The organism is Microbacterium hydrocarbonoxydans, from assembly GCF_900105205.1.
Taxonomy (GTDB): domain Bacteria; phylum Actinomycetota; class Actinomycetes; order Actinomycetales; family Microbacteriaceae; genus Microbacterium; species Microbacterium hydrocarbonoxydans.
Genome location: NZ_FNSQ01000007.1, coordinates 1 through 11,969 on the forward strand (window position 1 = coordinate 1; position 11,969 = coordinate 11,969).

Consider the following 11,969-nt stretch of genomic DNA (forward strand, 5'->3'; position numbering starts at 1 on the left):
ACCTATGCGATCGTGCGCCGGCGTCGCGACTTCGCGAGCATCACCCAGTTCGCCGCCGACCACTACGAGGTCCGGGTGCAGGCATCCTCGCTCGCGAAGGCGCGTCTGGCTCTCGGTGCGGCGACGCCCGCCCCGGTGCGCGCGCCGGTCAACCTCGACGAGCCGCCGCGCTACGGCGAGCGGATCACGCCGGGCGCCCAGCCCGCACCGACTCCTCCCGCACCGACCCCTCCCGCACCGGAGGAGCCCGCTGCCGGGTCCTCGCCTGTTCCTGCCGCGGAACCCACTCCGCCGCTGGGGGTCCGGACGCTCCTCCGTCGGACCCCGCCGTTCCTCCGCGCCCGGCCGATCCCGCCGCTCCTCCGATCGATGAACCGCAGCAGCCGGGTGCGCCCGGGGTGCCGCCCACGTCGGCGGGCACGGCCTGATGGCCGACGCGCCTCGCGAGTCGGGACAGCCTTCGCAGCCGTACTCCGTGCCCGCGCACCCACCCGTCCCGCCGGCACCTCCCGCCGCGCCCGGAGGTTCCGGACAGGTCGCCGCACCGGTATACGGCGACCTGCCGCCTCAAGCGCCAGGGCACGTCCAGCCTCAGGCGTCCCGGTACGCCCCCCTCAGGCTCCAGGGTACGTCCAGCCTCAGGTGTCCGCGCCGGGGTATGCGCCTCCTCAGGCGCCCGGGTACGTCCACCCCAGTCGCAGGGGTACGCCCCGCCGCAGACTCCCGGCGCCTACCCGACCGGCGGATACCCCGCAGGCACCTACCCGGCGGCCGTTCCGCCGCGGGGACTGCTGCCCTGGGCCCTCGGCCTCCTGATCCTGTTCCCGGTGCCTTTCCTGGGGGGACTCCTGTCCGGAATCGCCATGGCGGTGAGCGGGGGAGCGTCGCGCCGGTTCGGCGGTGTCGCCCGTGAGAACGCGCGTGCCGCACTGAACTGGGGCCTCACCTACCTGCTGGTCTCGACGGTCCTCATCGTCTCGCACTTCGTGATCCTCTCACGCTCACCGAGGACTCGCCTACCGGGTTCTATCCGATCGGCATCCCGATCACCGTGTACTTCGCGCTGTCGCTGCTCCACCGTCCTCGTGATCGTGGGCATGGTGCGCGCCTCGAGCGGCAAGGTCATGCGCGTGCCGTTCGCCATCCCGTACCTGCGCGCCTGATGACCGAGATCCGCGTCGAGCTGCCCACCGGCCCGACGACCGTCTCCGCCGACTGGGCGGGCGACGGCGAAGGCGCGATCGTCGTGATCGCTCATGGGGCGGGAACCGGCAAGGACCATCCCTTTCTCCTCGGATTCTCGGAGGCGCTGGTCGAACACGGATTCCGGACGCTACGGTTCAACTTCCCGTACGTCGAGCAGGGGCGGCGGATGCCCGGACCGGCTGCCCACGCGATCGCGACGTGGCGAGCAGTCGTCGATGTCGCGCGACAGCAGGCTCCCGAGGCGCCGATCTGGGCCGCGGGGAAGTCGTACGGCGGCCGGATGGCCTCGATGGCGGTGGCGGAGGGACTCGTCGTCGACGGCCTCGCCTACCTCGGCTACCCACTGCATGCTCCGGGCAAGCCCGAGAAGCCCCGTGCCGAGCACCTGCCGGCGATCGCGATCCCGCAGCTGTTCGTGGAGGGCACGAACGACCCGTTCATCCAGCCGCTGTCGCAGTTCGAGGAGGTCGTCGCCACCTGCCAGGACGCGCGGGTGGTCTGGATCGACGGCGGCGGCCACACGTTCGAGATCAAGGGACAGCGGCGTCCGGCATCCGAGATCGGCGCGTCGCTCGCACCGATCGTCGCGGATTTCGCGGCCTAGTCAGCCGATCGCCGACAGCTCCGGGTCGTGCAGCAGCCGGCGCATGGTCGAGAGGCCGAGTGCACTCATCGGCGGGTTCGAGCGCTCGTAGTACCAGACCAGGCCCATCGCCTGCTGGAGCGCCCAGGCGGCGCCGCGCCGCCATTCCGCGGTCTCGACATCCAGCCCGCTCCTGATCAGCTCGCGCCGACGCTCATCGAAGAGGTGCCAGCACACGACGAGATCGAGCGCTCGATCGGCGGGACCGAAGCCGCCGCCGTCGAGCACCCCGGACAGGCGATTCTGCGAGACGAGCAGATTGAACGGCGTGAGGTCGCGATGGCTCATGACGTCGGGGCCGACGGACGGCAGCTCGCGCAGCTCGGCCCACAGCCGTCGCACCCGATCGGCGTCGAGCAGGTGCGCGCCCTTCCCGATGCACTCGGCGACCCACTCGTCGTGGTCGGTGAGTGTGCCCCCTCTGCCGTGCCCGTCGAAGGAGCGCCCGCGGACGGGTGCCGCGCGCAGTGCGGAGACCATCGCGACGACGTCGAGGGCGAGCGGATCCGACGACTCATGGTCCACCGGGCTCGCCGGTTCACCGGGCAGCCACGTCTGCACCGACCAGGCGGAGGGGTACTCCGGCGTCGGCTCGCCCACGCCGTGCGGCTGCGGTGACGGGATGACACTGAACTCGGCCAGCTCCGCCAGGGCGTCCGATTCGGCGCGCACCACGGCCTCCGACTCGGGCAGTAGCGGAAACCGCGCTGCCAGGTCGTCGCCGATCCGGACGATCGTGTTGACCGTGCCGGTGGTGTGCACCCGCCGCACCGGCACGGAGGCGAGCTCGGGGAAGCGCTGAGCGATCAATCGCTCGGCGTCATCGTCAGAGAGGCCGAGCTCACCCTCGTGCATCTCGGTGCGTCAGCCCTGGACTCGCGCGATCCAGGCCTCGACCTCGTCGGCGGTGCGCGGGATGTCGGCGGACAGGTTGACGGGTCCGTCCTCGGTCATCAGGATGTCGTCCTCGATGCGCACGCCGATCCCGCGGTACTCGGCCGGAACGGTGAGGTCGTCGATCTGGAAGTACAGCCCCGGCTCGATCGTGAACACCATGCCAGGAGCGAGGATGCCGTCGTAGTACATCTCGCGACGCGCCTGCGCGCAGTCGTGCACGTCGATGCCGAGGTGGTGCGAGGTGCCGTGCACCATGTAGCGGCGGTGCTGTCCACCGGCGTCTGCGTCGAGGGCCTCCTCGGCGGACACCGGGAGCAGGCCCCACTCGGCCACGCGGGCGGCGATCACACGCATCGCGGCCTCGTGCACCTCGCGGAAGCGCACGCCGATCCTGGCTGCCGCGAAGGCGGCGTCAGCGGCCTCGCGCACTGTCTCGTACACCCGCCGCTGCACCTCGGTGAAGGTGCCGGAGACGGGCAGGGTGCGCGTGATGTCGGCCGTGTAGAGGCTGTCCGCCTCGACACCAGCGTCGACGAGGATCAGGTCGCCGGGGACGACGGTGCCGTCGTTGCGGGTCCAGTGCAGGTAGCAGGCGTGCGGGCCGGAGGCGGCGATCGTGTCGTATCCCTCGCCGTTTCCATCCTCCCGCGCGCGTCGGTGGAACACGCCCTCGACGACGCGCTCGCCCCGCGCGTGCGCGACGGCGTCGGGGAGGGAGCGGATGACGTCCTCGAACCCCTGGGCCGTGATGTCGACGGCACGGCGCATCTCGCCGATCTCGTACTCGTCCTTGATCAGGCGCAGCTCCGAGACGAAGCGGGTGAGGTCGTCGTGCTCGTCGAGCACGAGCTCGCCCTCGGTGGACGCGAAGTCCTGCAGGTGGGCGGTGGCGAGGTCGAGGTCCGCCGAGACGCCTTCGAGCGAGGGGCGGGGGCCGATCCAGAACTCGCCGACCGTGGCATCCGCGTAGAACTCGGTCGTCGTCCGGTCGGCACGCTCGCGGAAGAACAGGGTGACGTCGTGCCCGGACTCCGTCGGGTCGAAGACCAGGATCGAGTCGGGCTCGGCATCCGACGCCCATCCGGTGAGATGCGCGAACGCGGAGTGCGCGCGGTACGGGTAGTCGGTGTCGTTGCTGCGCTGCTTCAACGAGCCGGCCGGGATCACCAGGCGCTGGCCCGGGAAGGCGGCCGAGACGGCCGCGCGGCGCGCGGCCGCGTACGACGCCTGGGCACGGGGCGTCGGGATCGACTCCGGTCGTTCGGCCCACCCGGTGGAGATCGTGTCGAGGAATCCGCGCGGGAAGGGCTGCTTGCGGTTCGTCGTCGTGCTCGCGGCGGCCGCGGTCTCGGTGGTGGGCTCTGCGATCGTGTCGGGTTCTGCGGTGCTCATCCCTCCAGTCTGTCACCTGCGGGCGGAGCGCGGGATGTCAGCCGGCGGGCTCGAGCTGCACGACGAGACCCCGGTGATCGCTGCCGCCTCCGCCGCCGATCACGACCGAGCCGGTGGGCGTCCAGTTCGGCGAGGCCATGACGTGATCGATCGGGGTGCTGAGCAGCGCCGGCAGCGAGCTCGGCCAGGTGCCGCTGAATCCGTTGCCCGTGCGCGACGCCGCGTCGCGGCAGTAGCCCATGTCGCCGCCGTCGACTCCGAGGCCCGCCATGTGATCGATCGTCGCGTTGAAATCACCGGCCAGCAGGAAGTCGCCGGCGGGGCACTGGTCCGCGATCCAGCGCAGGTCGCTCTGCCACTGGGCCATGTCCTCCATACGCGGAGCGACGGCATGAACGGCGACGATGGCCGGTCCGCTTCCGTCGACCGGCATCAGCACAGCGGAGGGCACCGAGCCGGTGTTGTTCGAGCCGTCCTCCGAGGACTCGATGACGGAGTACTCGCCGAGGTCGGGCGAGACGAGCACCGTCGTGTGCCAGGACTTGGGTCCGTCGACCACATCGGGCTTGAACTGCACGTGGTGCACCCACATCGGATGGCCCTGTTCGCGCAGCATCACGGCGATCTGCTCACCGACCTCCTCCGTCGTCTCGGGAAGAGCCACGACATCGGCGCCGCGATCGAGGATCTGCTGTGCGATCTCGTCGGCGGAGACCTCGTCTCCCGCGGTGTTCCAGGTGAGCACCCGGATGCTCGACTCCGTCGGCTCGGGCAGCGTGTCGGCCCCGAAGCCGCGCAGGTAGCCGATCGCGCCGGTCGCGGCTGCTCCCAGCAGCGCCACGATCAGCACGGACGCCGCGAAGCCTCGAAGGGGCTTCGCGAGCAGGAGCAGCAAGGACAGCACCGCGACGACCAGGAAAGCCGCCAGGACCACGCCGCGTGCGGCCACGATCTGCGCGAACGGGAAGGTCTGCTCGAGATGGAAGAGCTGCGGCCACACCACGACCGCCGTCGCGATCGCGAGCAGCACGGTGAAGAGGATCCCCAGGAGACGAAACATCCCCTCAAGCCTAGAAGTCCTCTCTGTGAAGTCCCTGCCGCGGGCGCCGCGCGTCCGGCCGCGCGTCCGACGGTCGCCGCCATCGGTACGCTCGGAGGATGGCCGTCGCTCCCTCACCTCGCTTCGCTGGTCCCTCCGACCTGCATATGCACTCGAACCACTCGGACGGCACGCAGTCACCGGCCGAGGTCGTGCGGCAGGCCCACGCTCACGGGGTACGCACCCTCGCGCTCACCGACCACGACCGCACGACCGGTGGGACGAGGCCGCAGAGGCGAGCGCCGCGCGCGGCATGACGTTCATCCCGGGATGGAGCTCTCCGCCAAGCACGAGTGGCGCAGCGTCCACGTACTGGGGTACCTGTTCGACCCCTGATGCCGACCTGGTCGCTCCGCGGCGACGTACGGCCGGGCCGAGCGGATCGTGCGCAGCATCGGCCGAGACTACGACCTGGACTGGGACGACGTGCTGGCCCAGACCACCCTGCCCCCACATCGCCGACGCGCTGATCGCGAGCCGCGATTTCGACGGCAATCCGCGCGAGGGTACGAGCCGCACTATGCGCCGGACCACCGCTGTGCGTCTGATCACGGCGCCGGGGAGTGCCGATGCGCATCCCGTCACGGCCGGGCGTGACCGGATGATGCCGTGCCGTGAACGGCTGATCGATGCGGGGCTCGGCGGTTTCCGGTGCGCACCTGGCCGACGTCACGGCTTGCCCGCGCCGTGATAGTCGCTCGAGCCCGTCACGATCAGGTCGTGCGACGCGGCGAGGGCGCGCAGCGTCCGCTTGCCCGCCTCGGTGTCTCGCGATGGTCGATCTCGAAACGCCGAGCCCCGCATCGATCAGCCGTTCGATGAACGCACGGGCATCATCCGGTCACGCCCGGCGTGACGGGATGCGCGATGATCGGCACTCCCCGGCGCCCGTGATCAGACGCACAGCGGTCAGCGGGTCCGGCGCATAGTGCGGCTCGTAACCCTCGCGCGGATGCAGGATGCCGTCGAGGCCCGTGCGATCGCGGACGATCCTCGCGGATCAGCGCGTCGGCGATGTGGGGTCGTCCCACCGTGGCATCCAGGGTGGTCTGGGCCAGCACGTCGTCCGATCCAGGTCGTAGTCTCGCCGATGCTGCGCACGATCGCTCGGCCCGGCCGTACGGTCGCCGCGGATGCGTCCGTCTCGGCGACCAGGTCGGCATCGAGGGGGTCGAACAGGTACCCCAGTACGTGACGCTGCGCCACTCGTGCTTGGCGGAGAGCTCCATCCCGGGGATGAACGTCATGCCGCGCGCGGCGCTCGCCTCTGCGGCCTCGTCCCACCCGGTCGTGCGGTCGTGGTCGGTGAGCGCGAGGGTGCGTACCCCGTGAGCGTGGGCCTGCCGCACGACCTCGGCCGGTGACTGCGTGCCGTCCGAGTGGTTCGAGTGCATATGCAGGTCGGAGGGACCAGCGAAGCGAGGTGAGGGAGCGACGGCCATCCTCCGAGCGTACCGATGGCGGCGACCGTCGGACGCGCGGCCGGACGCGCGGCGCCCGCGCAGGGACTTCACAGAGAGGACTTCTAGGCTTGAGGGATGTTTCGTCTCCTGGGGATCCTCTTCACCGTGCTGCTCGCGATCGCGACGGCGGTCGTGGTGTGGCCGCAGCTCTTCCATCTCGAGCAGACCTTCCCGTTCGCGCAGATCGTGGCCGCACGCGGCGTGGTCCTGGCGGCTTTCCTGGTCGTCGCGGTGCTGTCCTTGCTGCTCCTGCTCGCGAAGCCCCTTCGAGGCTTCGCGGCGTCCGTGCTGATCGTGGCGCTGCTGGGAGCAGCCGCGACCGGCGCGATCGGCTACCTGCGCGGCTTCGGGGCCGACACGCTGCCCGAGCCGACGGAGTCGAGCATCCGGGTGCTCACCTGGAACACCGCGGGAGACGAGGTCTCCGCCGACGAGATCGCACAGCAGATCCTCGATCGCGGCGCCGATGTCGTGGCTCTTCCGAGACGACGGAGGAGGTCGGTGAGCAGATCGCCGTGATGCTGCGCGAACAGGGCCATCCGATGTGGGTGCACCACGTGCAGTTCAAGCCCGATGTGGTCGACGGACCCAAGTCCTGGCACACGACGGTGCTCGTCTCGCCCGACCTCGGCGAGTACTCCGTCATCGAGTCCTCGGAGGACGGCTCGAACAACACCGGCTCGGTGCCCTCCGCTGTGCTGATGCCGGTCGACGGAAGCGGACCGGCCATCGTCGCCGTTCATGCCGTCGCTCCGCGTATGGAGGACATGGCCCAGTGGCAGAGCGACCTGCGCTGGATCGCGGACCAGTGCCCCGCCGGCGACTTCCTGCTGGCCGGTGATTTCAACGCGACGATCGATCACATGGCGGGCCTCGGAGTCGACGGCGGCGACATGGGCTACTGCCGCGACGCGGCGTCGCGCACGGGCAACGGATTCAGCGGCACCTGGCCGAGCTCGCTGCCGGCGCTGCTCAGCACCCCGATCGATCACGTCATGGCCTCGCCGAACTGGACGCCCACCGGCTCGGTCGTGATCGGCGGCGGAGGCGGCAGCGATCACCGGGGTCTCGTCGTGCAGCTCGAGCCCGCCGGCTGACATCCCGCGCTCCGCCCGCAGGTGACAGACTGGAGGGATGAGCACCGCAGAACCCGACACGATCGCAGAGCCCACCACCGAGACCGCGGCCGCCGCGAGCACGACGACGAACCGCAAGCAGCCCTTCCCGCGCGGATTCCTCGACACGATCTCCACCGGGTGGGCCGAACGACCGGAGTCGATCCCGACGCCCCGTGCCCAGGCGTCGTACGCGGCCGCGCGCCGCGCGGCCGTCTCGGCCGCCTTCCCGGGCCAGCGCCTGGTGATCCCGGCCGGCTCGTTGAAGCAGCGCAGCAACGACACCGACTACCCGTACCGCGCGCACTCCGCGTTCGCGCATCTCACCGGATGGGCGTCGGATGCCGAGCCCGACTCGATCCTGGTCTTCGACCCGACGGAGTCCGGGCACGACGTCACCCTGTTCTTCCGCGAGCGTGCCGACCGGACGACGACCGAGTTCTACGCGGATGCCACGGTCGGCGAGTTCTGGATCGGCCCCCGCCCCTCGCTCGAAGGCGTCTCGGCGGACCTCGACCTCGCCACCGCCCACCTGCAGGACTTCGCGTCCACCGAGGGCGAGCTCGTGCTCGACGAGCACGACGACCTCACCCGCTTCGTCTCGGAGCTGCGCCTGATCAAGGACGAGTACGAGATCGGCGAGATGCGCCGTGCCGTCGACATCACGGCCCAGGGGTTCGAGGACGTCATCCGCTCCCTCCCCGACGCCGTCGCGCACGCGCGGGGCGAGCGCGTCGTCGAGGGCGTGTTCCACCGACGCGCGCGGAGGATGGAAACGGCGAGGGATACGACACGATCGCCGCCTCCGGCCCGCACGCCTGCTACCTGCACTGGACCCGCAACGACGGCACCGTCGTCCCCGGCGACCTGATCCTCGTCGACGCTGGTGTCGAGGCGGACAGCCTCTACACGGCCGACATCACGCGCACCCTGCCGTCTCCGGCACCTTCACCGAGGTGCAGCGGCGGGTGTACGAGACAGTGCGCGAGGCCGCTGACGCCGCCTTCGCGGCAGCCAGGATCGGCGTGCGCTTCCGCGAGGTGCACGAGGCCGCGATGCGTGTGATCGCCGCCCGCGTGGCCGAGTGGGGCCTGCTCCCGGTGTCCGCCGAGGAGGCCCTCGACGCAGACGCCGGTGGACAGCACCGCCGCTACATGGTGCACGGCACCTCGCACCACCTCGGCATCGACGTGCACGACTGCGCGCAGGCGCGTCGCGAGATGTACTACGACGGCATCCTCGCTCCTGGCATGGTGTTCACGATCGAGCCGGGGCTGTACTTCCAGATCGACGACCTCACCGTTCCGGCCGAGTACCGCGGGATCGGCGTGCGCATCGAGGACGACATCCTGATGACCGAGGACGGACCCGTCAACCTGTCCGCCGACATCCCGCGCACCGCCGACGAGGTCGAGGCCTGGATCGCGCGAGTCCAGGGCTGACGCACCGAGATGCACGAGGGTGAGCTCGGCCTCTCTGACGATGACGCCGAGCGATTGATCGCTCAGCGCTTCCCCGAGCTCGCCTCCGTGCCGGTGCGGCGGGTGCACACCACCGGCACGGTCAACACGATCGTCCGGATCGGCGACGACCTGGCAGCGCGGTTTCCGCTACTGCCCGAGTCGGAGGCCGTGGTGCGCCGAATCGGACGCCCTGGCGGAGCTGGCCGAGTTCAGTGTCATCCCGTCACCGCAGCCGCACGGCGTGGGCGAGCCGACGCCGGAGTACCCCTCCGCCTGGTCGGTGCAGACGTGGCTGCCCGGTGAACCGGCGAGCCCGGTGGACCATGAGTCGTCGGATCCGCTCGCCCTCGACGTCGTCGCGATGGTCTCCGCACTGCGCGCGGCACCCGTCCGCGGGCGCTCCTTCGACGGGCACGGCAGAGGGGGCACACTCACCGACCACGACGAGTGGGTCGCCGAGTGCATCGGGAAGGGCGCGCACCTGCTCGACGCCGATCGGGTGCGACGGCTGTGGGCCGAGCTGCGCGAGCTGCCGTCCGTCGGCCCCGACGTCATGAGCCATCGCGACCTCACGCCGTTCAATCTGCTCGTCTCGCAGAATCGCCTGTCCGGGTGCTCGACGGCGGCGGCTTCGGTCCCGCCGATCGAGCGCTCGATCTCGTCGTGTGCTGGCACCTCTTCGATGAGCGTCGGCGCGAGCTGATCAGGAGCGGGCTGGATGTCGAGACCGCGGAATGGCGGCGCGGCGCCGCCTGGGCGCTCCAGCAGGCGATGGGCCTGGTCTGGTACTACGAGCGCTCGAACCCGCCGATGAGTGCACTCGGCCTCTCGACCATGCGCCGGCTGCTGCACGACCCGGAGCTGTCGGCGATCGGCTGACTAGGCCGCGAAATCCGCGACGATCGGTGCGAGCGACGCGCCGATCTCGGATGCCGGACGCCGCTGTCCCTTGATCTCGAACGTGTGGCCGCCGCCGTCGATCCAGACCACCCGCGCGTCCTGGCAGGTGGCGACGACCTCCTCGAACTGCGACAGCGGCTGGATGAACGGGTCGTTCGTGCCCTCCACGAACAGCTGCGGGATCGCGATCGCCGGCAGGTGCTCGGCACGGGCTTCTCGGGCTTGCCCGGAGCATGCAGTGGGTAGCCGAGGTAGGCGAGGCCGTCGACGACGAGTCCCTCCGCCACCGCCATCGAGGCCATCCGGCCGCCGTACGACTTCCCCGCGGCCAGATCGGCGCCTCGGGAGCCTGCTGTCGCGCGACATCGACGACTGCTCGCCACGTCGCGATCGCGTGGGCAGCCGGTCCGGGCATCCGCCGCCCCTGCTCGACGTACGGGAAGTTGAACCGTAGCGTCCGGAATCCGTGTTCGACCAGCGCCTCCGAGAATCCGAGGAGAAGGGATGGTCCTTGCCGGTTCCCGCCCCATGAGCGATCACGACGATCGCGCCTTCGCCGTCGCCCGCCCAGTCGGCGGAGACGGTCGTCGGGCCGGTGGGCAGCTCGACGCGGATCTCGGTCATCAGGCGCGCAGGTACGGGATGGCGAACGGCACGCGCATGACCTTGCCGCTCGAGGCGCGCACCATGCCCACGATCACGAGGACGAGGTGGAGCAGCGACAGCGCGAAGTACACGTGATCGGGATGCCGATCGGATAGAACCCGGTAGGCGAGTCCTCGGTGAGCGTGAAGAGGATCACGAAGTGCGAACGATGAGGACCGTCGAGACCAGCAGGTAGGTGAGGCCCCAGTTCAGTGCGGCACGCGCGTTCTCACGGGCGACACCGCCGAACCGGCGCGACGCTCCCCCGCTCACCGCCATGGCGATTCCGGACAGGAGTCCCCCCAGGAAAGGCACCGGGAACAGGATCAGGAGGCCGAGGGCCCAGGGCAGCAGTCCCCGCGGCGGAACGGCCGCCGGGTAGGTGCCTGCGGGGTATCCGCCGGTCGGGTAGGCGCCGGGAGTCTGCGGCGGGGCGTACCCCTGCGACTGGGGGTGGACGTACCCGGGCGCCTGAGGAGGCGCATACCCCGGCGCGGACACCTGAGGCTGGACGTACCCTGGAGCCTGAGGCGGGGCGTACCGGGACGCCTGAGGCTGGACGTGCCCTGGCGCTTGAGGCGGCAGGTCGCCGTATACCGGTGCGGCGACCTGTCCGGAACCTCCGGGCGCGGCGGGAGGTGCCGGCGGGACGGGTGGGTGCGCGGGCACGGAGTACGGCTGCGAAGGCTGTCCCGACTCGCGAGGCGCGTCGGCCATCAGGCCGTGCCCGCCGACGTGGGCGGCACCCCGGGCGCACCCGGCTGCTGCGGTTCATCGATCGGAGGAGCGGCGGGATCGGCCGGGCGCGGAGGAACGGCGGGGTCCGACGGAGAGCGTCCGGACCCCCAGCGGCGGAGTGGGTTCCGCGGCAGGAACAGGCGAGGACCCGGCAGCGGGCTCCTCCGGTGCGGGAGGGGTCGGTGCGGGAGGAGTCGGTGCGGGCTGGGCGCCCGGCGTGATCCGCTCGCCGTAGCGCGGCGGCTCGTCGAGGTTGACCGGCGCGCGCACCGGGGCGGGCGTCGCCGCACCGAGAGCCAGACGCGCCTTCGCGAGCGAGGATGCCTGCACCCGGACCTCGTAGTGGTCGGCGGCGAACTGGGTGATGCTCGCGAAGTCGCGACGCCGGCGCACGATCGCATAGGTCAC

General features: G+C 70.9%; 12 protein-coding genes and 3 pseudogenes. 8 read left to right on the forward strand and 7 right to left on the reverse strand.

Translation table 11 applies throughout. From position 1 onward, the window contains the following. Positions 1-818: 818 nt before the first annotated feature. A complete protein-coding gene (locus BLW44_RS17240; RefSeq protein WP_420811385.1) occupies positions 819-1,163 on the forward strand; it encodes a magnetosome magnetite crystal formation protein family in 345 nt (114 codons plus the stop codon). Then, positions 1,163-1,810, forward strand: a complete 648-nt coding sequence (locus BLW44_RS17245; RefSeq protein WP_060926979.1) for an alpha/beta hydrolase family protein — start codon at positions 1,163-1,165, stop codon at positions 1,808-1,810. The genes BLW44_RS17240 and BLW44_RS17245 overlap by 1 nt, the downstream gene beginning before the upstream one ends. On the opposite strand, the gene BLW44_RS17250 is transcribed toward BLW44_RS17245, so the two are convergent. The 3 genes from BLW44_RS17250 to BLW44_RS17260 are packed head-to-tail and all read right to left on the reverse strand — an operon-like array spanning position 1,811 to position 5,198. Then, complete coding sequence (locus tag BLW44_RS17250; RefSeq protein WP_060926980.1) at positions 1,811-2,704, reverse strand: aminoglycoside phosphotransferase family protein; 894 nt, start codon at positions 2,702-2,704, stop codon at positions 1,811-1,813. A gap of 9 nt (positions 2,705-2,713) precedes the next feature. Continuing rightward, positions 2,714-4,138 (reverse strand): aminopeptidase P family protein, encoded by a 1,425-nt coding sequence (locus tag BLW44_RS17255; protein ID WP_060926981.1) that lies wholly within the window; start codon positions 4,136-4,138, stop codon positions 2,714-2,716. Positions 4,139-4,175: 37 nt separating this feature from the next. Beyond that, positions 4,176-5,198, reverse strand: coding sequence for an endonuclease/exonuclease/phosphatase family protein (locus BLW44_RS17260; protein WP_060926982.1), 1,023 nt, complete (start codon positions 5,196-5,198; stop codon positions 4,176-4,178). A gap of 98 nt (positions 5,199-5,296) precedes the next feature. Between BLW44_RS17260 and BLW44_RS18550 the strand changes: the two genes are divergently transcribed. After that, positions 5,297-5,494 (forward strand): PHP domain-containing protein, encoded by a 198-nt coding sequence (locus BLW44_RS18550; RefSeq protein WP_338061393.1) that lies wholly within the window; start codon positions 5,297-5,299, stop codon positions 5,492-5,494. A 576-nt stretch (positions 5,495-6,070) separates the two neighbouring features. Here BLW44_RS18550 and BLW44_RS17270 read toward each other — a convergent pair. Continuing rightward, the gene (locus BLW44_RS17270) at positions 6,071-6,679 is read right to left on the reverse strand and encodes a PHP domain-containing protein (protein ID WP_074732172.1); all 609 of its coding nucleotides are present in this window, start codon (positions 6,677-6,679) and stop codon (positions 6,071-6,073) included. A 96-nt stretch (positions 6,680-6,775) separates the two neighbouring features. Here BLW44_RS17270 and BLW44_RS18555 point away from each other — a divergent pair, with 96 nt between their 5' ends. The 5 genes and pseudogenes from BLW44_RS18555 (at position 6,776) to BLW44_RS18375 (ending at position 10,157) form a co-directional block, all read left to right on the forward strand. Beyond that, on the forward strand, positions 6,776-7,219 hold the full coding sequence (locus tag BLW44_RS18555) for a hypothetical protein (RefSeq protein ID WP_338061394.1): 444 nt from the start codon (positions 6,776-6,778) through the stop codon (positions 7,217-7,219). Next, on the forward strand, positions 7,219-7,797 hold the full coding sequence (locus tag BLW44_RS18560) for an endonuclease/exonuclease/phosphatase family protein (protein ID WP_338061395.1): 579 nt from the start codon (positions 7,219-7,221) through the stop codon (positions 7,795-7,797). Before BLW44_RS18555 ends, BLW44_RS18560 begins: the two co-directional genes overlap by 1 nt. Before the next feature lie 37 nt (positions 7,798-7,834). Then, a pseudogene (locus tag BLW44_RS18460) lies at positions 7,835-9,257 on the forward strand (aminopeptidase P family protein). A gap of 238 nt (positions 9,258-9,495) precedes the next feature. After that, positions 9,496-9,981, forward strand: coding sequence for a phosphotransferase (locus BLW44_RS18370; protein WP_254775146.1), 486 nt, complete (start codon positions 9,496-9,498; stop codon positions 9,979-9,981). Then, a complete protein-coding gene (locus BLW44_RS18375; protein ID WP_254775144.1) occupies positions 9,942-10,157 on the forward strand; it encodes a hypothetical protein in 216 nt (71 codons plus the stop codon). The genes BLW44_RS18370 and BLW44_RS18375 overlap by 40 nt, the downstream gene beginning before the upstream one ends. Here BLW44_RS18375 and BLW44_RS18735 read toward each other — a convergent pair. The 3 genes and pseudogenes from BLW44_RS18735 to BLW44_RS17300 all read right to left on the reverse strand — a co-directional run. Beyond that, positions 10,158-10,708 (reverse strand): annotated as a pseudogene (locus BLW44_RS18735) (alpha/beta family hydrolase). It lies immediately after the preceding gene. 268 nt (positions 10,709-10,976) lie between these two features. After that, complete coding sequence (locus BLW44_RS17295; RefSeq protein WP_074732174.1) at positions 10,977-11,324, reverse strand: hypothetical protein; 348 nt, start codon at positions 11,322-11,324, stop codon at positions 10,977-10,979. 270 nt (positions 11,325-11,594) lie between these two features. Next, positions 11,595-11,969, reverse strand: a pseudogene (locus BLW44_RS17300) (general stress protein); the annotation flags it as partial.